19 protein-coding genes, 3 tRNA genes and 2 rRNA genes are annotated in these 22,816 nt (G+C 30.2%); 23 read left to right on the plus strand and 1 reads right to left on the minus strand.

The features are described 5' to 3' along the window. From CLCHR_RS12345 to CLCHR_RS12405, 13 genes are all read left to right on the plus strand, one after another. Window positions 1-125: ribosomal RNA gene (locus CLCHR_RS12345) — 23S ribosomal RNA — on the plus strand; the annotation flags it as partial. 69 nt (window positions 126-194) lie between these two features. Beyond that, a 5S ribosomal RNA gene (rrf, locus tag CLCHR_RS12350) occupies window positions 195-311 on the plus strand. A 5-nt stretch (window positions 312-316) separates the two neighbouring features. Then, window positions 317-392 (plus strand) — tRNA-Phe (locus CLCHR_RS12355). Between the two features lie 4 nt (window positions 393-396). After that, window positions 397-473, plus strand: a tRNA-Asp gene (locus CLCHR_RS12360). 25 nt (window positions 474-498) lie between these two features. Further along, window positions 499-573, plus strand: a tRNA-Glu gene (locus tag CLCHR_RS12365). Between the two features lie 210 nt (window positions 574-783). Next, entirely contained in the window at window positions 784-1,203 is a 420-nt protein-coding gene (locus CLCHR_RS12370; protein WP_079440110.1) for a pyridoxamine 5'-phosphate oxidase family protein, read from the plus strand. Window positions 1,204-1,522: 319 nt separating this feature from the next. Further along, complete coding sequence (locus tag CLCHR_RS12375; RefSeq protein ID WP_079440111.1) at window positions 1,523-2,383, plus strand: ABC transporter substrate-binding protein; 861 nt, start codon at window positions 1,523-1,525, stop codon at window positions 2,381-2,383. Between the two features lie 174 nt (window positions 2,384-2,557). After that, window positions 2,558-3,445, plus strand: a complete 888-nt coding sequence (locus CLCHR_RS12380; RefSeq protein ID WP_079440112.1) for an ABC transporter substrate-binding protein — start codon at window positions 2,558-2,560, stop codon at window positions 3,443-3,445. A 216-nt stretch (window positions 3,446-3,661) separates the two neighbouring features. Next, the gene (locus CLCHR_RS12385; protein WP_079440113.1) at window positions 3,662-5,377 is read left to right on the plus strand and encodes a methyl-accepting chemotaxis protein; all 1,716 of its coding nucleotides are present in this window, start codon (window positions 3,662-3,664) and stop codon (window positions 5,375-5,377) included. Between the two features lie 285 nt (window positions 5,378-5,662). Beyond that, the gene (locus CLCHR_RS12390; RefSeq protein ID WP_242966023.1) at window positions 5,663-5,935 is read left to right on the plus strand and encodes a hypothetical protein; all 273 of its coding nucleotides are present in this window, start codon (window positions 5,663-5,665) and stop codon (window positions 5,933-5,935) included. Window positions 5,936-6,334: 399 nt separating this feature from the next. Next, entirely contained in the window at window positions 6,335-7,030 is a 696-nt protein-coding gene (locus tag CLCHR_RS12395; RefSeq protein ID WP_169896789.1) for a cysteine hydrolase family protein, read from the plus strand. Window positions 7,031-7,083: 53 nt separating this feature from the next. After that, window positions 7,084-7,341: a DUF2651 family protein gene (locus CLCHR_RS12400; RefSeq protein ID WP_079440116.1), complete on the plus strand. Its 258-nt coding sequence runs from the start codon at window positions 7,084-7,086 to the stop codon at window positions 7,339-7,341. Window position 7,342: 1 nt separating this feature from the next. Beyond that, window positions 7,343-7,873, plus strand: a complete 531-nt coding sequence (locus tag CLCHR_RS12405; protein ID WP_079440117.1) for a CDP-alcohol phosphatidyltransferase family protein — start codon at window positions 7,343-7,345, stop codon at window positions 7,871-7,873. A gap of 185 nt (window positions 7,874-8,058) precedes the next feature. Here CLCHR_RS12405 and CLCHR_RS12410 read toward each other — a convergent pair whose 3' ends face one another. Beyond that, on the minus strand, window positions 8,059-8,379 hold the full coding sequence (locus tag CLCHR_RS12410) for a hypothetical protein (protein ID WP_079440118.1): 321 nt from the start codon (window positions 8,377-8,379) through the stop codon (window positions 8,059-8,061). An 863-nt stretch (window positions 8,380-9,242) separates the two neighbouring features. On the opposite strand from CLCHR_RS12410, the gene CLCHR_RS12415 reads away from it, so the two are divergent. The 10 genes from CLCHR_RS12415 to CLCHR_RS12460 all read left to right on the plus strand — a co-directional run bounded on the left by CLCHR_RS12415 (window position 9,243) and on the right by CLCHR_RS12460 (window position 22,634). Then, window positions 9,243-9,881 carry a glycoside hydrolase family 11 protein gene (locus CLCHR_RS12415; protein ID WP_079440119.1) on the plus strand — a complete coding sequence of 213 codons (639 nt, stop codon included), beginning with the start codon at window positions 9,243-9,245 and terminating at the stop codon, window positions 9,879-9,881. Window positions 9,882-10,066: 185 nt separating this feature from the next. Then, window positions 10,067-10,897 carry a formylglycine-generating enzyme family protein gene (locus CLCHR_RS12420; protein WP_079440120.1) on the plus strand — a complete coding sequence of 277 codons (831 nt, stop codon included), beginning with the start codon at window positions 10,067-10,069 and terminating at the stop codon, window positions 10,895-10,897. Window positions 10,898-11,346: 449 nt separating this feature from the next. Next, entirely contained in the window at window positions 11,347-11,721 is a 375-nt protein-coding gene (locus CLCHR_RS12425; RefSeq protein WP_079440121.1) for a CopY/TcrY family copper transport repressor, read from the plus strand. 15 nt (window positions 11,722-11,736) lie between these two features. After that, window positions 11,737-13,575, plus strand: a complete 1,839-nt coding sequence (locus tag CLCHR_RS12430; RefSeq protein ID WP_242966024.1) for a M56 family metallopeptidase — start codon at window positions 11,737-11,739, stop codon at window positions 13,573-13,575. A gap of 195 nt (window positions 13,576-13,770) precedes the next feature. After that, on the plus strand, window positions 13,771-15,672 hold the full coding sequence (locus CLCHR_RS12435; protein WP_079440123.1) for a cache domain-containing sensor histidine kinase: 1,902 nt from the start codon (window positions 13,771-13,773) through the stop codon (window positions 15,670-15,672). A gap of 71 nt (window positions 15,673-15,743) precedes the next feature. Next, window positions 15,744-17,276: a response regulator transcription factor gene (locus tag CLCHR_RS12440; protein ID WP_079440124.1), complete on the plus strand. Its 1,533-nt coding sequence runs from the start codon at window positions 15,744-15,746 to the stop codon at window positions 17,274-17,276. A gap of 187 nt (window positions 17,277-17,463) precedes the next feature. Further along, a complete protein-coding gene (locus tag CLCHR_RS12445; protein ID WP_079440125.1) occupies window positions 17,464-18,726 on the plus strand; it encodes a sugar ABC transporter substrate-binding protein in 1,263 nt (420 codons plus the stop codon). Window positions 18,727-18,798: 72 nt separating this feature from the next. Next, window positions 18,799-19,707 carry a carbohydrate ABC transporter permease gene (locus CLCHR_RS12450; protein ID WP_079440126.1) on the plus strand — a complete coding sequence of 303 codons (909 nt, stop codon included), beginning with the start codon at window positions 18,799-18,801 and terminating at the stop codon, window positions 19,705-19,707. Then, entirely contained in the window at window positions 19,707-20,552 is an 846-nt protein-coding gene (locus CLCHR_RS12455) for a carbohydrate ABC transporter permease (protein WP_079440162.1), read from the plus strand. The genes CLCHR_RS12450 and CLCHR_RS12455 overlap by 1 nt, the downstream gene beginning before the upstream one ends. A gap of 33 nt (window positions 20,553-20,585) precedes the next feature. Next, entirely contained in the window at window positions 20,586-22,634 is a 2,049-nt protein-coding gene (locus CLCHR_RS12460; protein WP_079440127.1) for a glycoside hydrolase family 31 protein, read from the plus strand. Window positions 22,635-22,816 lie beyond the last annotated feature (182 nt).

Genomic DNA, 22,816 nt, shown 5'->3' on the forward strand with positions numbered 1-22,816 from the left:
AAGATGAGATTTCCCATAGCATAAGCTAGTAAGACCCCTTGAAGACTACAAGGTTGATAGGTCAGAGGTGTAAGTATGGTAACATATTTAGCTGACTGATACTAATAGGTCGAGGGCTTGACCAATAAATAATCAAGTTGTAATACATTAAAGAACTATGTGCAATTTTGAAAGAACAAAGTTTTTTCAAAAGATCTCGTGATGATGGCATAGAGGTAACACTCCTTCCCATTCCGAACAGGAAAGTTAAGGTCTATAGCGCCGATGGTACTGCACGGGCAACTGTGTGGCAGAGTAGGACGTTGCGAGGTAAGATGGCTCGATAGCTCAGTCGGTAGAGCAGAGGACTGAAAATCCTCGTGTCACTGGTTCGATTCCAGTTCGAGCCACCATAATGGCTCAGTAGCTCAGTTGGTTAGAGTGCCGGCCTGTCACGCCGGAGGTCGAGGGTTCGAGCCCCTTCTGAGTCGCCAATTTAATTTAAATAAAACTTAATATGGCTCCTTGGTCAAGCGGTTAAGACACCACCCTTTCACGGTGGTAACAGGGGTTCGATTCCCCTAGGAGTCACCAAGTAGGAAATAAGTTCTAGCATAAGCTAGGACTTATTTTTTTTTCAATAAAATCATTAAATTATTATTGACTATTCTTTGTAAATTTCATTGGAAAATGATATAAGATTGACAAGCAAACGGAATCAAATTACAATATATGTAATTTGATTAATTATTATGTAAGGAAAACGACGTTTTGCGGAGTAATATAGGATAAGGAGGATGAAAAATGAATGAGGAAATCATTAAAAGGGCTGGAGAAATTGTAGAGAAAAATACAGGAGAGGCTTCTTATTGCGTATTGTCACTAGTTGATTTGGATGGTTATCCAACAGCATCTACAATAACTGCTTCAAAGGCAGGTGGTATTAATTGGATTACATTCTGTACTGGTCTTGGAGGTACAAGAACCAATAGAATTAACAAGTGTAATAGGGCCAGCGTTTGTTTTAATGCTGACGATTATAATATTACCCTTGTTGGTACTATAGAAATATTGAACGACTCAGATGTAAAAAAAGAAATGTGGTATGATGGCCTTGCTAATCATTTCAGTGGTCCAGAAGACGCTAATTATTGTGTTTTACGCTTCAGAACACAACGCTATAATCTGTTGGTCGACTGGAAAGAAGCAAAGGGAATAATATAATATAATAAAGTTTATATAAACGAGCTTAGTAAGCTTTCAGCAGGAATAACTCAATTAGCTTCAAATTCAACTGATAGTATTCACCGATTAATTGAGATTAAAGAAAGCGCTAATTAAATAAATGCAGTAGCAGATTAATGATGCAGAAAGATTAAATGAGTTAGTTTTAAATTTCAATATATAAGTTATCTAAAATTTATGTTTAAAAATTAATAGTTTATAGCAAAATAGCAGTAGTATGAATAAAACTACTGCTTTATTTTGTGTGATGCAGTAGTAAACCTCATAAATTCAAATGATTCATTTAAAGGAGATTTATATGAGAAAAATATTACGGAAATTATTAACATTAATTACTATTATAAATTTTATAGGAATAATACTTGAAGGTGCTGCTACAATAGATAATAGTCAAATAACAAATGTAACTGAGTCAGTGAAAAAAGATAAATTGGAAACTATAAAAGAAAAAGGGAAAATAACTGTTACTACACCATTAAAGGATATTACATACTTTTATTTAGATCCTAAAACGCATAAGATATCAGGAATTGATGCTGATATAGTAACCGAAATCGTAAATCGACTTGGAATTAATAAAATTGAAATAAAGGTATCACCATTCTCAGAACTAATAGAAGAACTAAAAAATGATGACAGTATAGATATTGCAGCCGGAGGTATATATATAACTCCAAGGCGTGAGGAGATAGTATCATTTACTCAGCCTTTATATAAGGGATCAGAGGCTATCGTAGTTCCGACATTTTCGAAAATTAATTTTATGAGTGATTTAAAGAATGCAGTAATTGGGGTAGAGAAAGGAACAGTATTTGTGACACAGGCAGAAAGGTGGAAAAAAGATAACTTAATAAAAGATATAGAAATTTTTGAGACACCATCTGACTTATTAAATGCTATAAATAATTATAAAATTGACGCAGGTATTGTAGATTCTGTTATTGTAAAACATCTTTTATTAGAAGACAAAAATCTTTTATTGAGGATACTAAAGGATTATACGCCTGAAGTAACTGGAAATGTGGGAATAGCAATTGAAAAAAATGATACAGCATTGTTAAATGCATTTAATGAAAAGATTAATGAGATGAAAGCAGATGGCACTCTATATGCTATTCTCGTAGAGAATGGACTTGATAAAGAGAATATGATTAATTAGCTTTATCTTTATGATCAGTTTTAAGAGGTATATAGTTATAGCATAAATGGGTGGTTTAGGATGATAATACTAGATAATCATGGTAGAGTGATTACATATAGAGTTAGAAATATAAAGATATACAGAATGAGCAACCTTATAGATAAAATAACATGATTTATGGAGGAGATTTTTATGAGAAAAATATCACATAAATTGTTAATATCAATTGTTATTATAAATTTTACAGGAATGATACTTGGAGGTACTACTACAAAAAATTATAGTAAAACTGAAATAGCGAATGTCTCAATAGAAAAAGACAGATTGCAAACAATAAAAGAAAAAGGAGTAATAACTGTTGCTACTCCTCTATATGATTATCCTTTTTTTTATAAAGATTCAGAAACAAAGAAAATATCAGGAATTGATGCAGATATAATAAATGAAATCGCAAAGCGCATGGGTGTAAATAAAGTTGATATGAGGGAAACAGTATTTTCAAATTTATTAGAGAAATTAAATACTGATGATAGTATAGACATGGCAGCTGGAGGAATATATATAACACCTGAGCGTGAAGAGATTGTGACATTTAGTGAGCCTTTATATAAAGAAGCAGAAACTGTTGTTGTTCCTAAATATTCAAAGATTAATTTTATGGATGATTTAAAAAATTCAATAGTTGGGGTAGAAAAAGGAACAGTATTTATGGAATTAGCGCAAAATTGGAAGGAAAATAATTTAGTAAAAGAGGTAGTGATTTTTGAGAATACATCTGACTTATTAATGGAAATAAATAATGAAAGGATTCACGCGGGCCTAGCTGATGGTATAGTAGTAGACAGCTTATTAGCAAAAGATAATAAACTTTTATTAAGAACATTAAAAGACTATACTCCGAAGTTGCCTGGAAATATAGGAATTGCAGTTAGAAAAAATCATATTTCTATTGTAAAGGAAATAAATAAAATAGTTAATGAAATGAAGGCGGATGGTACTCTTTATACTATTATTAAAGAGTATGGATTGGATAAAAATAATATGATTTCAAATCAAAAATGTTGTGCGTCAGAAGAATAGTGAAGAGTTTGAAAAAGTAAGTTGTGCAATAATAGGTTGAAAGATGTTACAGAATAAAGTAAAATTGGAGATGACTTTATAATATGTCGATTAAGAGACGATGTATGTATAAGGTAAATAGCAATTATTAAGTTATACTTAAAGTTTTAAATTATTTTAAACTACTTTTGGTAAATGTTTTAAGAATATACTATGGCGAAAAAGGGGAGAATTAAAATGAAATTTTTTGTTAATCTAGGTGTTAAAAATAAACTTGTTTCAGTATTTTCAGTGATTTGTATTTTTATGATTGCAATAGGGGCAGAAGGTATTACGAGTGCTGGAAAAATAAATAATAGTGCTCAGAATTTGTATAGCTCGTATTTATTTTCTATTAGGGATTTAGGAGAAATTAAAGGAAATATTAATAACATGAGAGCTACCTACAATAGGCTAGTTTTTGAAAGAGATAATTCAAAAATAAATGATTATGTAAAGACCATAAATGATATAGATGCAACAAATGATAAAATTATGATAGAATTTGAGAGCTTAATTACATCAGAGGAAGAAAAACAAATTTATGAGGCATTAAAAAATGACTTAGCTAAATATATTCAAGTAAGAAATAATGCAATTGACTCTGCTAAAAAAGGTGATTATGATGAAGCGGTTAAAATTAGCAATGGTGAACTAACTAAAATAAAAGATTCTTTGCTTAAAAACATAGAACAATGTATTGAGGTAAATTCTAATGCTGCTAAACAAGCTAATTTAGATAATGCAGCTCAATTTAGTAGTGTTAGATATACAATAATAATTGTTACAGCCGTAGCCTTCTTAATTATTCTTTTTATTGCGTATATGTTAAGTAAAAATATAATAGGGCCATTAAAAAAGATAAGAGATTTTGCACAAGGATTATCCAGTTATGATTTTTCAACTCCAATTATTATAACAAGAAAAGATGAATTTGGACAAACAGGTGCAGCTTTAAATGCTGCACAAGAAAATGTAAGCAGATTAGTAAAAGCAATTATGGAAAATTCACAGGATTTAAGTGCATCTTCCGAAGAACTTTCAGCAACAGTTGAAGAACTATCGTCAAAGGCTATTGAAATAGATAAAGCAGTAGATTCTATCGCTTTTGCAATGCAGGAATCCAGTGCTGTTACAGAGGAAATAAGTGCATCTATTGAAGAAGTGGATTCAAGTGTTACTGTACTTTCTTCTAAAGCTATGGAAGGAAGTCATAATGCAAATGAGTCTAAAAGAAGATCTACAGAAGTTAAAAACAATAGCCAAAAGGCAATGGAAAATACGAGAACAGTGTATGCTGATAAACAAGAAAAGATGCAGAAAGCTATCGAAGATGGAAAAGTAGTAGAAACTATAAAAGTTATGGCAGAAACTATTGGAAGTATAGCCGAGCAAACAAATTTGCTTGCATTAAATGCTGCAATTGAAGCGGCTAGGGCAGGAGAACAAGGTAAAGGGTTTGCAGTAGTGGCTGAAGAAGTCAGAAAACTTGCAGAGCAATCCTCTGATGCAGTAATAAATATTCAAGGTACTATCTCTAAAGTTCAGTTTGCATTTGATAGCAGTATTAATGCAGGCAGCGATATATTAGAATTTATAAATACAGATATAAATGAACAATTTAATGCTTATAATGAAACAGGTAATAAGTATTATAATGATTCGAACTTTGTAAGCAATATGTCAGAAGAAATTGCGGCTATGTCAGAAGAAATCTCAGCAACTGTTGGACAAGTCAGTGAAGCTGTTCAAAATATGGCACAAACTTCACAAAAATCAAGTGAAGAAGCTGATATGATAAAAGATAGCATGGGTGAAACTACAAAAGCAATAGAACAAGTAGCATTGACAGCACAAAGTCAAGCAGAGCTTGCACAAAAACTTAATGAAATGGTACAGAAATTTAAGGTATAGTTTATATATAAATGACATTTAAATCAATCAATTAAAAAACTTAAAATAGAGGCTGATTACAAAATAGAATTAAAGTAATCAGTCTCTTATCTAATATCCCTATCTTTTAAATGGGAATATTTCTTGTATTTATTATAAACATAAGTTAAACTATTATCCGTAAAAGCTTATTCATAAATTTTGTTTTAAAATAGGTGAATTTGATTATGAAGAGTGAATATAATATTAATAATTTGAGGATTATCTAATTTATTTTCTTAAGTTAAAATATATAAAATTGGGGGAATGATTATTGTGAGAATACCAGGAGGGTGGAGAGTCCATAATATTATAACAGATGGAGATATCAAAGTTCTTAAGACAGCTCTGAATGGATTAGTAAGTGCAGATTATGAGCCAGAAATGTTAGCCACTCAAGTTGTAAATGGAACAAATTATTGCTTTATATGTAAATTAAGAGTTTTGAGTCCTAATGGGCCAGAAGGTATCGCGAAAATTATGATATATAAACCATTAGCAGGAGAGCCTATAATTAAAAGTATCGAAAGCATACTGTAAAATAAATTATCATAAGTAAGATATTGAGAAATTTTCATTCAAATGCAATATTTGTAAACGTTATAAAGGTAGATTATGTAGAAATGCTTAATATGCCTTTATTTTTTAATAAAATAAAAAAGGCAGTAGCCATAGCTACCACCAAGTCCATTTTGCAATTTTATATTAACTTGTGTACTATCTATAAATCAAGGGGGATAATAAAGAAAATTAATTTAGTTTCAGAGTTTTAATTAGATATTTAATAATATAATATTGTAGTTAGCTCCTAATAGTCGAATTATATGACAATTGTCATTGATAAAATATAATTTTTATCACTATTTTAAATTTGTACTAAATGATATTGTTATGATAAAAGATTGGTAAAAAATAATAATATTAGGAGAAATGAAACTCATGAATAAAGTGAAAATAAAATATGCACTCGTAAGGATTGTTGCTACTGTTGTACTTACTCTTGTTGGAATCTTTTTAAAACCATTTACTTTTCTGCTTGTTAGTTTACCACTTTTAATTCGATTTATTTTCCTTTTTGGAACATCATGTGGAAGAGAAATAACAAATTATAAAGATCCTAAACAAGCGCTGATTATTATGGATGTGCAGGAGGACATGTGTGGAGAGAGAGGTATGTATAAAGATTACTTGAAATTTTTGAACAAGGTGAATGATTCCATTGACTATGCCATAAGAATGAACTATAAGATCATTTATGTTTGTCAAGAATTCAAAATTATTGAATGGCCATTTGCAGCTCTTGTTACAGGTGGTAGGCTTCTAGCTAATAAAGATGGCACAGAACTCAACAGGCGGCTGAAAATTGTTGATGGTAAAATTTTTGTTAAGCATCAACAAGATGCTTTTACATCAAAAGAGTTTTCAAAATACCTTGTAGAAAATGAGATTGATACAATATATCTGACAGGACTAGATGCAGCTACTTGTGTATATAGGACAGCACTAGGAGGACTTAAAAGAAAATATAAAGTAAATGTAGTTAAAGATGCAATTATTACTACAAATGGTATTTTGATGAAACACATAGTAAAGAAATATATTAAGAAAGGGATAGGGATTGTTGAACTGAAGTAATAGGGCTAATTCTAGTAGTATGCAATATTCCTATATTCTGGAGGAGGAAATATATGTCGACCTTTAGTATTAACGATAATCCATTTGGAATGATTTTAATTATACTTCCACTACTTACCTTTATAATATCCTTATTGTCGCAACTTTTAGTTAAGAAAAAAATAATTATTTTAAGTGTTGTTTTTATAGGCTATTTAATTGCTACATTTACTATATTTAATTCATCTTTTCTGATATGGTGTTTTGTTTACACAGGTATTTCATTAGTTGGGACACTTATTGCAGATTATTTACTTCAGATGAGGTGGTGAGATGAAAACAATACCGAATTACATATCGTTTTGTAGAATAATTTTTTCTCTAACTTTGATTTTTATTGAACCACTAAGTGTAGCTTTTTATGTAATATATATTATTTGTGGCTTCAGTGATATAATGGATGGGTTTATAGCGCGAACGACAAGAACAACAAGTATACTTGGTGCAAAGCTTGATTCTGTTGCTGACATGATAATGATAGGTGTAGTATTACTTTTGCTTTATCCAATCATAAATCCTGCAATTGAAATTATCATTTGGATTATTGTAATTGCTATTATTAGATTATCATCGATGATTGTAGCACTAAAAAAATATAAAACGTTTGCAAGTATTCACACTTATGGAAATAAGATTACTGGTATAGTTTTATTTCTATTTCCAATATTGTTTCATTATATTAATACAGTTGGATTAATGTATATAATATGTGTTATAGCAACCGTATCAGCGATTGAGGAATTAATTATTAATCTAATATCAAGTCAACTACAATTAGATAGACAAAGTATATTCAAAAAGTAAGCTCGATCTGAAGTTTAGGCAATCATATGTAAAAAATATTGTGTAGGAGGAAAGGTTTGAAATTTCTAAGATGAAAGTTCTGATTTAATTTTTCTGTTTCTGATCTAGAATGGGCTGCTAAATGTATTGTATGCCTTAATTATAGGATAAATAGGAAATGCTAAAAGACACTGTAAAAGTGTCTTTTAAGAGAAAGCTAATTGAACACCATCTCCATATATTATAAACCTAAATGAATTTTTAAGAGGAGTTAAGGTATACTTGGGAGATGAAGGCTGTATGCGTAAAAGTTGCTGAATCATTTGATTTTCATCCATTACTATAACCACTCCTCTATTATAAGGAGAAAGATTTTGAACAGAATAAGGAATGTTTTCACTTAAACCTAGATCTTTCATAGTATAAAAACCTTGTGAAAATCTTGTAAGTTGAGCAGAAGAATGTATCGAATTTATGTTAAGTGATATTAATAAAAAAATAAATAATATTACACTAAATCTTTTCATTTGGATAACCACCTTAAAAATTATTATTCGATTAAGTACCTCTTTATTATGTGAGAATAAATAATAAATATTCAGAATTTTAAATGACCACAGGACATTATTAACTAAAGAGAGTATTGAGGAATAATTTGAAAAGGCATATATTTCAAACAATAAGATCAATTAGCTTTCTATGGAAAAATTATAAGTGCATATATAATTGAATAATATATTCCGAAGGTTTTAATTTAGATCACATGAATACCACAAGATTCATAAATTTTAATTTTATAAAATTATTGGATACGAATGGAAAATTATCTCAAATCATAATTTTCAAGAAATAAAATGAAATATATATATATAAAAATTGGTATAAAAACTATAATTTGTTAGGTTTTCAGTTAAAAAGAGTTTTAGTAAAATAAATGTAAAGTTAATTCGAATTAATTAAGTTATATAAAATTCTGTACGACCGCATGTTTTTACTACTGCTATGAGGAATGTCATAGCAAAATTTCTTAATATTCTAATAGACATATCTTTTTTTACTTAAAGTTTCACCATTAATTGACAAAATATTAATACTTTTTTTGAGATTTTTATTGCAGCAGCTCAGTTTTAATTGATTATTGGAAAGATATCTAAAATCAATACTTTTGTTTTTTTATGAAAAATTCTTTTTATAAAGGGGGTGACAGATGAAAGCTTTAGAAATGTTACATAGGATAAATTACGTACTGGAAAAACAACGAATAAAAAATGAAAGAGAGTGATTTATAAGAGGTAATATTCAAATAGTATGCAGGTAAGTAGATAATAAATAGAACTATTTAATATTATAAGGTAACTGAATAGTTACAATCTATAGGGGGAAATGAAGAATGAAAAAAAGAGGATTAAAATTATTTTTGGCATCATTAATGTGTTGTACACTTGCGCTTTCTTTTGTAAACGTAAACGCGAATGCAGCGACAGACTATTGGCAAAATTGGACTGATGGTGGCGGGACAGTAAATGCTGTTAATGGTTCTGGTGGTAACTATAGTGTTACATGGTCAAATTGTGGAAACTTCGTTGTAGGTAAAGGCTGGAATTCAGGATCATACACTAGAGTAGCAAACTACAATGCTGGTCAATTTGCACCTTCTGGTAATGGGTATATATCTCTATATGGGTGGACAAGAAACTCACTTATAGAATATTACATTGTTGATAACTGGGGTACTTATAGACCAACTGGAACTTATAAGGGTACTGTAACTAGTGATGGAGGAACTTACGACATATATACAACCACTAGAACTAATCAACCATCAATTGACGGTACTGCAACTTTCCAACAGTTCTGGAGTGTTAGACAATCTAAGAGATCAACTGGTACAAACAACGCCATCACTATGAAAAACCATGCTGACGCATGGGGAAGCAAAGGAATGGCTTTAGGATCTAGCTGGGCTTACCAATTAATAGCTACAGAAGGATATCAAAGCAGTGGAAGTGCTAACGTAACAGTATGGTAACAGCTTAGGACTTATATATTATAGAACAATATACTTACCTGCATATTACTTAAATATTATCTTTCTGAAGACGAAGAGATTCCTGTAGAGCTACATTTTTGGCCAATCAGGTCGATTTTAAGACTATCTGAATATTGTATAACACAATATATAACTTTTCACATAAGTTTAAAGGAGATACATCAATGAGAAAATTATTAATATTTCTTTCTATGGCAATAATGATTGTTTTCAGCGCTTGTTCCCAAGTAAAATCAGACAACCTTATATTAGTCAAAGGTGGGACTTTCATTAACACAAAGTCTAACTATTATGGAAAAAACATAGAAATTTCAAACTTTTATATTGGCAAGTATGAAGTGACTCAAAAAGAGTGGAGTGATGTAATGGGAAATAATCCTTCACAATTTAAAGGAGGTAATTTGCCGGTAGAAATGGTAAGTTGGTATGAATGCGTTGAGTACTGTAATAAAAGGAGTATAAAAGAGGGATTAAAACCATATTACAATATAGACAAGAATAAAAAAGACCCAGATAACAAAAATAATAACGATGATATAAAGTGGACAGTAACAATCAATGAAGGCACTAATGGTTATAGGCTGCCAACAGAAGCAGAGTGGGAATATGCTGCAGATGGAGGTCAGATGAGTAAGAATTACACATATAGTGGTAATAATAAAGCAGATGAAGTAGCTTGGTATTGGAGAAATGCTGGAGATAAATACCTATCAGGAGACTGGAATTGGCCTGCTATAGAAAATAACAATAATAAAACAAAATCTATTGGTAGTAAGAAACCAAACGAGTTAGGACTTTACGATATGTCAGGGAATGTAAGGGAATGGTGCTGGGACTGGTACAAAGGTTTGGATATTAGTGTCATCTCCGTGAGAGTTTGTAAGGGCGGCGGTTGGATTGGTGATGTAACCAGCTGCGAGTCGTCTTTCCAAGGCAAATATGATGCAAATGGTATGGGGCCCGATCAAGGGTTTCGTGTGTGTCGTAGTGAGTAAATAAGATATCTTATTTACAATAGTTTTTTAAAGTGCTACTATAAGAAAATAGCCCTAGGGAATAGTTGGACTATTTAACTAGGGTACAAATGAAAATTTATTTCATAACATTTAGATATTATTTCTAACTTTTGGGGAAATTATTCAAAATATATAGCAATTAATAAAATATATATTTATTGACTTAATGAATATATATTTTAAATTAGAATATCGCAATATTCAATAAAAAATGAATTTGCGATATTTTTTTGTTGCGTAATTTAGTATGTATCAAAAAAAGCAGGTTCATCACTTGCTTTGAGATATTACCTTAAAACTTGTCTTAAAGAACCTCTTTTCAAAAAACAAAAGAAATTTTTACCAAAACATATATTGACATAGATGGATTACAGTTGTATACTTAAAGAAGATTACAATTGTAATTCTAAAGTAGAGGAGTGAAAGTTATGGTAGAGATACCTAAGATATCAGAGGCAGAATGGGAAGTTATGAAGATTGTATGGGCAGATTCGCCACGCACATCAAATCAAATTATTGAGGCTTTAGAAAGTATGAAGGATTGGAAGCCTAAAACAATAAAGACATTGATAAGCAGATTGGTTAGTAAAAATGCGCTTGGATTTAAAGAAGAAGGTAGAAAATATCTTTATTATCCGTTAGTAAATGAAAATGAATGCATACGTGCTGAAAATCAAACATTTTTAAGTAAGGTTTATAACGGAGCTATTAAAAATATGCTAGTAAGTTTTCTAAAAGAAAGTGATTTAAGCAAAGAGGATATAGAAGACCTTAAAAGGATATTGGATGAAAGGAATAAATAGTGTATGTATACAGCTATGAATTTTTTTAATCAGTTATTTAAAATAGTAATCCAAACATCTATTACCGCTAGCATTTTAATTTCTTTAATTCTAATCCTTAGAAAATTTGCTAGAAACAGATTAGGAATAAAATTTCAATACGCGTTATGGTTCTTAGTAATACTACGTTTATCAATATTTAAGCTGCCTGAAAGTGATTTTAGTATATTCAATATTGTAGATAAAGTAGGGAACAATATTCTTTTATTGTTTTCTAGTACAAAATTACCTTTTGGAAATACACTGGTAGAAATGAGTGGTGAATATAACACCATTTATAATCATGATGTTATTCTAAGAAGTATAAATTCCATGGACCTAGGTAGCAATGAAGTTGTGAATTCTAGTTTATCGAGCGTAAATATTTTGAGTTTTATATGGTTTATCGGAGCACTAGTTATTTCATCATATATTCTTTATGCATATAAAAAGTTGAGTGATAAAATAAATGGTGAGATTATATCAAGTAATGATGAATTCTTATCTATATTGAGTTACTGCAGAAATAAGATGAGAACTAAAAAAGAGGTATTGCTAGTAGAAACTTCTATTGTAAAGATTCCAGCATTATTCGGTTACTTTAAACCTATAATTCTAATTCCCAAGGGCGTTCAAGAGATAATATCTGCCGATAAATTAAGATATGTATTTCTTCATGAATTATCTCACTTAAAACGTAAAGATGTATTTATTAACTGGATAATTATTTTTTTAAAAGCCATTTATTGGTTCAATCCAATTGTTCAATACGGACTAAGAAAAATGAAGGAAGACATGGAAGTTTGTTGTGATTCCCTTGCACTTTCTTACACAGAAGATGAAGAAGTTAGAGAATATGGTTTTACGATTATAAATATCATAGACCATTTTTCAAAATCAGTTCCTTTAATTGGAACAACTTCAATAGCAAATAATAAATCTGAAGTAAGAAGGAGAATTATTATGATAAAATTATTTAATAAGAAGGCTTATAGATTTTCTGCAATGGCACTTGCATCTTTGCTTGTAATTAGCGGTATTGTGCTTACTGATGCAAAGGCGTCTCCAAATTTAACGTCAAATAAGAATAAAGCTGTAAATGTAGATAAAATTGATTATAATTTTGTTAATGATCCTAATATAATAGGTAAGTGGCAAAGTGTAGATTTTGTTGATAACATAGAAGATTTTGATACTAAAAGTAAGAAGTTTAAAGGTGATTTATTTGTTAAGGAGCTAAACTTTACAGAGGATGGAAAGGTTCCTAAAACAGTATTCAACTGGACAAAGAATCATATTCTTAATGCTGCAGATAAGACTGACAGTAGTTATGAAATTAAAGAACTTGATGGTGCAACTTATATGTTCTTTCAATGGAAAAGTGGGGATTATACTATTAGAGGAATGAAACCTAGTTATTATGTATTAAAGAAGGTTAGCTCTACGCCATCCTTTAATACTAATATGTCTGGAAATGAAGTAGAGACAAGAGTTGATAAAATTGATTACTCTTTTATAAATGATCCAGAGGCAATCGGAAAATGGGAAAGTGTTGATTTTGTTGAGAAAATAGATAATTTCAATCCAGATAAAAAGTCATGGAATGGAGATTTATACTTAACCAATTTAAACTTTGAGGAAAATGGTGAAATTCAAGATAAAAATATAACTTGGACAAAAGATTTAGTACTAAATTCTAATGATAAAACAGCATCTAGATATATAATAAAAGAAATAAATGGTTCAAAATATATGTTCTTCGAATGGAAAAATGGTGACTATATAGAAAGAGGAGCAACTCCTTGGTACTATGTTTTGAAGCAAGTTAATGAATAAAACGAAATAGCGTTATAAATAAGTTAAATAAAATAGTCATTCGTGAAGGATGACTATTTTTCGTTGAGAGGATTAAAATAAAAAATTATATATTAAATAGGATTGTTTCAAAAATGTTTATTGATTAATAGTAAAAAATTGGAATATAATATATGTATTCAATTAAAATATTAAAGAGTGGTGAAATTAATAGTAATGGGGTTTTTTAAAAACATAAAAGATAACATTAAATATTATTCCAATTGGAAACGTTATAGTATAAAAGCAAAGTTGTTAAGTATATTTATAATTATTTCAATTATACCAATGGTATTTAGTCAAATGTTTTTGTATAAGCTATCACAGCATTATCTTGAGAAGAAAATCACAAATCTTACAGATAGGAATTTATTTTACATAAAAACTAATATAGAAACTGATACGAATTACTACAAGGATACTTTATACAGAATAGCAGCGGATAATGATTGTTTAGATTTAGAGAAAATGTTCAACGATGGAAATGAATTTGAAAAGGCAGCATCTATTAATAAAATCAGAGATGCCTTCGGATCTTACTCATATTCAAGAAGTCAAATTAGGGCTATAACTTTTGTGGGGAAGGACGGAAGAAATGTATATTATGATAAAAGTAATCAAGGTATAAATAATAGAGTATGGAATATATATAGCGATTCTGCTAAAAATGAAATTTATTCTGAAATTTCTAATAGTAATACACCGGTTATATTGCCTACAACTCCTAATAGCTATATAGGAGGAAAATCTGAATATATGTTCCATATGGGCTTAAGAGTTAGGGATATAAGGACTAAAAATGAAATGGGTATAATTATTATGAGCTTTGACGAACAGGTGTTATCTGATGTATGTAACGTGGGAATGGACAAAGAAAATTTGCCTGAGGATAGAATAAATATGTGCTCTATAATAGTTAATAATGATGGAAGAATTATATCCTTTGAAGATAAGAAATATATTGGTACCTATATAAAAGATTATTCAAGTACAGGAATTGATGGTAAAGAGAATAGTAAAACTCTTAATCAATTAATTTATTCAATTCCTAGTTTTACAAATAGAAATATTTCAGTTAATAGTATTCATATAGATAGTGTTGGTTGGAAGATAATTAATATTGTTGATAAGGATAATTTGTTTTATGAGGTTAATCTATTAAGAAATTTAACATTTGCATTCTTGGGGATAATTGTAATCATCGTGATGGTCATTATTATAATATTTTCAAACAAATTTTACCAATCAGTTGAAATTATTGTCAATGGCATGAAAGAAGCTAAGAAAGGTAATTTTAATGCGAAAATAGAGCTTAATACTGAAGATGAATTGGCATTTATAGGTGACGAGTTTAATGAAATGTTATCAACTATAAATATATTGGTAGAAGATGTAAAGAATCAAAATCGTTATATAGTTGAATTATCAAATAAGCGAAGAGAGGCTGAGATAAAAGCAATTGTTGCGCAAATTAATCCACATTTTTTATATAATACTTTAGATTGCATAAATTGGATGGCAATTAAAAATGAGAATTATGAAGTTAGCAATACCATTGGAAATTTTGCTCAAATACTAAGATATAGTATAGGAGATATAAATAAAGAAGTAGCTATTTATGATGAGGTTGAATGGTTGAAAAAATATGTGTACTTACAGCAGATTAGATTTAATAATAGTTTTGTACTTAATTTAGAGGTGGATGAAAGAGTTTTGAGTTACAGAATTCATAAACTAATATTACAGCCTTTAATAGAAAATTCTATTATTCATGGATTCAAAGGCTATAATGACGGAAGAAATTTAAATGTCAGCATAAATAAAATTCAAGGTAATCATATTAAAATTATAGTTAACGATAACGGAAATGGAATTGAAAAGGACAAGCTTGAAAAAATAATTAATAACATAAAATTGGAAATGGATGAAGATGAAAATCTAGGAATAAAGAATGTTTTCGATAGGATAAAAATTTATTATGGAGAAGATGCTAAATTTGAAATTGAAAGTGTAGAACAGGAAGGTACTACAATTACATTAGTAATTCCATTAGATACATCGAAAAAAACAATAGACTAAAGATACCAAATAGAAAAGGATACTGGTTCATTATTTTCTTGATTGTGCTTTAATATTTAGGAGGAAGAGTTATGAAAATTCTGATAGTAGAAGATGAGATTAATGCCAGGGAAGGATTAGGGAATTTACTTGGAAAGATTAATGATAACTATGTTGTTTGTGGAAAAGCATCTGATGGAGAACAAGGTTTAATATTAGCTAAAGAACATAAACCAGATCTGATTTTTACTGATATTGAAATGCCTAAATTAAATGGATTAGAAATGCTTGAAAAAATCAAAGAGGATGGTCAGAACCCATATGTTATTATACTGAGTGGATACTCAGACTTTAAATATGCACAAAAGGGAATAAAGCTTGGAATTGAAGAATATTTATTGAAGCCAATAACGTATAGTGATTTAAAAATTAGTATGGAACAAATTGAAAGAAAATTAAGTTTACAAAAAGAAAAAGCATTACAGCTTGGAAATCGTATATCTAAAGAAGAAATATTGGAACAAATATTATTGAATAAAGGTAACAATTTAAAAGAGTTTTATAAATTTATTGAAGATGATATAAAAAAAGATGAAAACATATATCTTGTAAATTTGTATTTACGGACTAAGTATAAAGAGAAAAGTGAAGTTATAGTAAAAGAGATATGTAATTTTATGAAAAATTATGAGATCGATATTTTTTATTATTCAATTATAAAGGAATGTAATTATTTACCGATCTTAATAAATACAGAAAAAATATTTACTGAATTTCTTAAAATGTTAAAGTATAACTTATTATACATTTTAAGAAAAAGCGGTTTTTCTGATATTGCTATTAGTATTATCAATTTAAATAGATTAGAGGAAATAGGAGATTCATTTAATAAACTTCAAATATTGTCTAGGTGGCCAATTGTACTTGGAAATGATGAAATAATTTATGACGAATTAATTTCTAAATTGAAAATAAATCACTGTAGCTACCCAATAAAAATTGAAAATGAAGTATTAAATGCAATAAAAAATAATAACAAAATAAAATTAATAGATGTTAATAAAAGATTTATTTCATATTTAAAGGAGAATGTTTACTATCCGACTGAGGTAATAGATGTTTGCAGCAAATATATTTTTTCGATTTTAACAGTCTCCAAGAGTTTTAATAATAACATGTATATTGAGTGTGAAAATGAAGGTATTTTAGATGCCATTAAAGTTAGCTGTACATTTAATGAATTAAAAGAACAGTTAAATCGTGTAATTGATAAAGTATGTGAAAGAAATGGTGAGGGGACTAAAGTAAATTCATTGATTGTAAGAAAAGCAATTAATTATATAAATGAATATTATAGTGATAAAGTTTCCCTTGAGGAAATAGCAAATGGAATGAATATAACTCCAGAATACTTAAGTCGATTATTTACAAAGGAAATAGGAAAAAGTTTTTCAGATTATTTAAAAGAAATCAGAATTGATAAAGCAAAGGAATTATTGACAGGTAAGAAAATGAAGATTTATGAAGTGGCTGAACGGGTTGGATACTGTGATTCTAAATATTTTTGCAAAGTATTTAAGGAGCTCACAGGGATGGCACCAAAGGAATATATGAAGATATATTAGGCATATGAGAATAAATTGTATGGCAAATGGACTTGTTAATTTTTTAATGTTCCTTAGTTGTGAGTGTAAAATTTATATCAGAATTTTACACTTTTTTTATGATAATAGAATATGGAAAAGTGTCCCCAGGGAGTAATATTAAATCATGGAAAACGTTTTACATACTAGAATTTAGGAGGAAAGTTAAATGAAAAAAATTAAAGCATTGTTAAGTTGTTTAACAGCAATGGTTTTGACAGCAAGCATTTTTGTTGGATGTGGAAGTAGTACAAGTACAAGTACAAGTACTTCTCAAACTAAAGCTGATTCAGGTGGAAAAACAACAATTACAGTATGGCATTATTTTGATGGACAACAACAGCAAAAGGCCATGGAAAACCTTGCTGATAAATTTAATAAGTCTCAGGATAAAATAGAAGTTCAAGTAGAATTTGTACCAAGAGCTGAACTTACTAAGCAGTTTACAATAGGTCTTGTTGCGGACAAGCTACCTGATGTTGGTTTAGTTGATAATCCAGATATGGCTTCATTTTCAGCAATGGGATTATTTGCAGATATCACAGATAAGATGAATTCTTATGAGGGTAAAGATCAATTTTATCCAGGACCAATCTCATCTTGTAAGTTAGATGGAAAATACTATGGAATTCCGCTTGGAAGTAATGATTTGGCTTTATTTTATAATAAGGATATGCTAAGTGCAGCTGGAGTTCAGCCACCAACTACTTTTGCTGAGCTAAAGGACGCAGCAAAAAAATTGACTAAAGGAGATACCTATGGATTAGCTATTGCAGCCCCTAAAAATGAAGAGGGAACATTTCAATATCTTCCATGGCTTCTTTCAACCGGAGCTAAATTTAATGAAATTGGTGGGCAAGCAGGCATAAGCTCTCTTCAATATCTTACTGATCTTATAAAAGATGGCTCAATGAGTAAAGAAGTTATAAACTGGACACAAAATGATTTAGAAAAACAATTTGTAACCAATAAAGCTGCAATGATTACAGATGGTCCATGGATTATAGATACAGTTAAGAAAGATGCGCCTAACTTAAATTGGGGAGTTGTAAAAATTCCTAAAGATAAAGTATTTGCATCAGATTTAGGTGGAGAAAATTGGGGTATTATTAAAGGACATCATGAAGCTGAAGCTTGGGACTTCATTAAATTTACCCAACAAAAAGATAATATGAATGCATATTGTGCAGATTTTGGCTATATTCCTTCAAGAAAGGATATTGCAGAAAGTAATGACAAAATAACTAAAGATCCAATAATGAGTGTATTCTTAGATGAACTTCAATACGCTATGCCAAGAGGACCACACCCAAAATGGCCTGAAATATCTGATGCAATGTCTACTGCAATGCAAGAAAGCTTCACAAATGCAAAGACACCAGAACAAGCAGCAAAAGATGCACAAGTTAAGATTGATGCTGTATTGAAATAAATTGAACCTCAGGGTGCCTTGATACCTAAGTAAGGGCACCTTGAAACTAAAGTAAGGCAGGTGAAAATAACATTGAAAAATAAGTATAGTAGAGAATTTATCAAAGAAGAAAGAAAAGGGTACATATTTGTGCTCCCAGCACTAATATTTATGTTAGCATTTGTTGGATATCCAATTATATATAATTTTATATTAAGTTTTCATGATGTAAATGTAATGACTTTTAGTCAGGCTGTTAAGCCGTTTGTTGGAATAGAAAACTACATTGAAGTATTTAAAGATCCTGTAATGTCAATAAGTATTTGGAATACGTTAGTTTTTACTATTGGAAGTATATCAATTCAATTTATCATAGGACTAGGCTTAGCATTGCTTTTTAACTTAAAGTTTAAGCTTTCAGAACCTCTTAGAGGACTCATGGTAGTGAGTTATCTTGTACCCATGACAGTAACGGCACTACTATTCAAATTTATGTATAGTACAGGCGGAGGTATAATAAACGAATTACTTATGAAAGTAAATCTGATATCTCAGCCAATAGGGTGGATTATAGACAGTAAGACTTCTATGTTATCAGTTATATTAACAAATTCCTGGGTTGGAATTCCCTTTAATATGCTTCTTTTAACAACAGGATTAAGTAACATTTCTTATAATTTATATGAAGCAGCTAAAGTTGATGGAGCTAATGTATTTCAAAGGTTTTTCAAAATAACTTTACCATCATTAAGGCCAGCAATTTTATCTGTATTGGTTCTTGGATTTATTTATACATTTAAAGTTTTTGATTTAGTGTTTGTTATGACAAATGGGGGACCAGTTAATAGTACTGAGCTTATGTCAACTTTTGCATATAAACTATCATTTACACAATTTTCATTTAGCAAAGGTGCTACTGTTGCCAATGTATTATTTGCAATTTTATTCTGTGTAAGTTTAGGATATCTTAAATTAATAAAGGAAGATGAGGTGATTGGATGATGAAGAAGATTGTTCTTAAAAATAAACAAAAAAACATAATATTATGTTGCGTTTCAATTGTTGTAGTCTGCATCATGCTTTTCCCGATATATTGGATTATAGTTAGTTCATTTAAGACTAATGCTGAAATTTTTGCCTCACCTCCTACGTTTATACCTAAAGATTTCACTTTAAGCAGCTATACAGATCAATTCACAGGAAAAAGCAGTATATTAGTAACATTAGCTAATAGCTGCAAAGTTGCTTTTACTTCAATGGTTTTAGCATGTATTTTAGCTATCCCTGCGGCATATGGTCTAGCAAGATTTAGAATGAGAGGGAAAAAGGTATTCATTTTAATATTCTTAGTAACACAGATGCTTCCAGTAGCATTATTGTTGACTCCAATGTTTTTGGTATATAAGAATTTACATCTATTAGATACCCTTTGGGCCCCAATATTATCAGATGCAACAATATCAGTACCTTTTGTAGTTCTTATTCTTAGAACCTACTTTCTTGCATTGCCAAAGGAACTTGAGGATTCAGCTAAGATTGATGGATGTAATACATTAACAGCATTTACTAAAATAATGCTTCCAATATCTTATCCAGGACTCATAATGACAGGAGCATTTTCTTTTCTATATGCCTGGGGAGACTTAGCTTATTCGCTTACATTCTTAACTAGTCCAGAAAAGAGAACAATGACTGCTAGCATATATAACTTCATGGGTAAGTATGGCATACAATGGAATTCAATAATGGCTTATGGAGTTCTTTTAGTTCTACCGGTTGTTTTAATATTCATATTCCTTCAAAAATATATAATTGGAGGATTAACTAACGGTGCTGTAAAAGGATAAAAAAATAATTTCATTAAGATTGGAGTTGGAGTTATGGAATCTAAGAATGAATTTAAATTGGAGGATAGCTTTTTCAAAATTGAAGGAAATATTCTCATTAGAAATTACGACTGTGAAAAATTACTTATTGAACCATGGGGAAAAAATAGTTTACGAATACGCAGTACAAAGCAATCGGAATTTAAAGATAATGATTGGGCTTTATTACCGCAGGAAAACTGTGATGTTAAGATTAAGGTAGATGGTAATGAGGCTTCTATTGAAAATGGGAAGATTATTGCACATATTGATTCAGGAGGAAAGATTATTTTCTATAATCAGAAAGGAGATATTCTTTTAGAGGAGTATGTAAGAAATAGAAAAAATGTGAATAGATTTTGCAGTGCTTTAGAAATAGAGGCACGTGAATTTAAACCTATACTTGGTGGAGATTATTCTTTAACCATGAGATTTGAATCAAACCCAAATGAGAAACTTTTTGGTATGGGCCAATATCAACAATCAAATTTAGATTTGAAAAACTGTGTACTTGAACTTGCCCATAGAAATTCACAAGCTAGTGTACCTTTTGTATTATCTAGTTTAGGATATGGGATGCTATGGAATAATCCCGGCATTGGAAAAGTTACTTTTGGAAAAAACATAACTGAATGGATCGCTAATTCTAGCAAACAATTAGACTACTTTATAACGGCAGGGGATACTCCTGCAGAAATAGAAGAGGCTTATGCAAAAGCTACTGGAACAGTACCTATGATGCCAGAATATGCTATGGGATTTTGGCAATGTAAATTAAGATATCAAACTCAAGAGGAGCTATTAAACATTGCTCGTGAATATAAGAGAAGAGCTCTTCCAATTTCAGTTATAGTAGTTGACTTCTTTCATTGGCCAAAACAAGGAGAATGGAAATTTGATTTAGATTACTGGCCTGACCCGGATGCCATGATTAAAGAACTTAAAGATATGGGAATTGAGCTAATGGTTTCAATTTGGCCAACAGTTGATAAAGAGAGTGAAAATTATAATAAGATGCTTGAAAAAGGTTATTTAGTAAGAGTTGATAGAGGAATTAGAACAACAATGGACTTCTTAGGTAATACAGTTTTTTATGATCCAACAAATCCAGAGGCACGTGATTTTGTATGGAAAACTGCTAAGAAAAACTACTATGATAAAGGAATAAAAATATTTTGGCTAGATGAAGCTGAACCAGAATACTCAGTTTATGACTATGATAATTATAGATATTATTTAGGCCCAAATGAACAAATAGGCAATATTTATCCGGTTATGTATGCAAAGACTTTCTTTGAGGGAATGAAAAAAGAAGGACAGGAAAATATAATTAATCTCCTCAGGTGTGCCTGGGCAGGAAGTCAACGCTATGGAGCTCTTGTATGGTCTGGAGATATTGACTCGAGCTTTGAATCTCTAAGAAATCAATTTGCAGCAGGACTTAATATGGGGCTCGCAGGGATACCATGGTGGACAACTGATATAGGAGGATTTCATGGTGGAAATCCAGATGATCCTGATTTTAGGGAATGCATAATTCGATGGTTTGAATATGGATCGTTCTGTCCTGTATTTAGATTACATGGAGACCGTGAACCACATTCAAAGCCTCTTGGAACAAGTGGTGGCGGGTTATGTGCCAGTGGTGCAGAAAATGAAGTCTGGAGCTATGGTGATGAAGCATATGAAATATTTAAAAAATATATGTTTATTCGTGATAGAATGAAACCTTATATTACCGAAATTATGAAGGAAGCACATGAAAAAGGAACCCCGGTTATAAGGCCGCTATTTTATGATTTTCCTCAAGACAAGCTTTGCTTTGACATTGTAGATGAGTATATGTTTGGACCAGATGTACTTGTTGCTCCAATACTTTATAAAGGTTATACATCAAGAAAAGTGTATCTGCCTGAAGGTGCGAAGTGGAAGGATGTAAATTCCGGAAAGATATTTAATGGAGGACAATGGATTGATTATGATGCTCCGCTAGAAATCATACCATTATTCCTTAAAAATGAAGCAGATATCCCTATTAATATAGATAAACAAACTAAAAGTTAGACTTATGAGATAACTTACCGAAATTATAAACATTTTTATTCCAAAAAACTATGAAAATATCGCTGAAGGTTCTAAGCTGAAGGTTGCATCCACTTTAGCATGCTCCAACTTTCAGTTTGACAAGCTAAAGCGGAACAACCTGCAACTAAGAACCTTTAACAGCTCATTTTCAAATGTTTTCT

It is taken from the genome of Clostridium chromiireducens (genome assembly GCF_002029255.1).
GTDB classification, from domain to species: domain Bacteria; phylum Bacillota; class Clostridia; order Clostridiales; family Clostridiaceae; genus Clostridium; species Clostridium chromiireducens.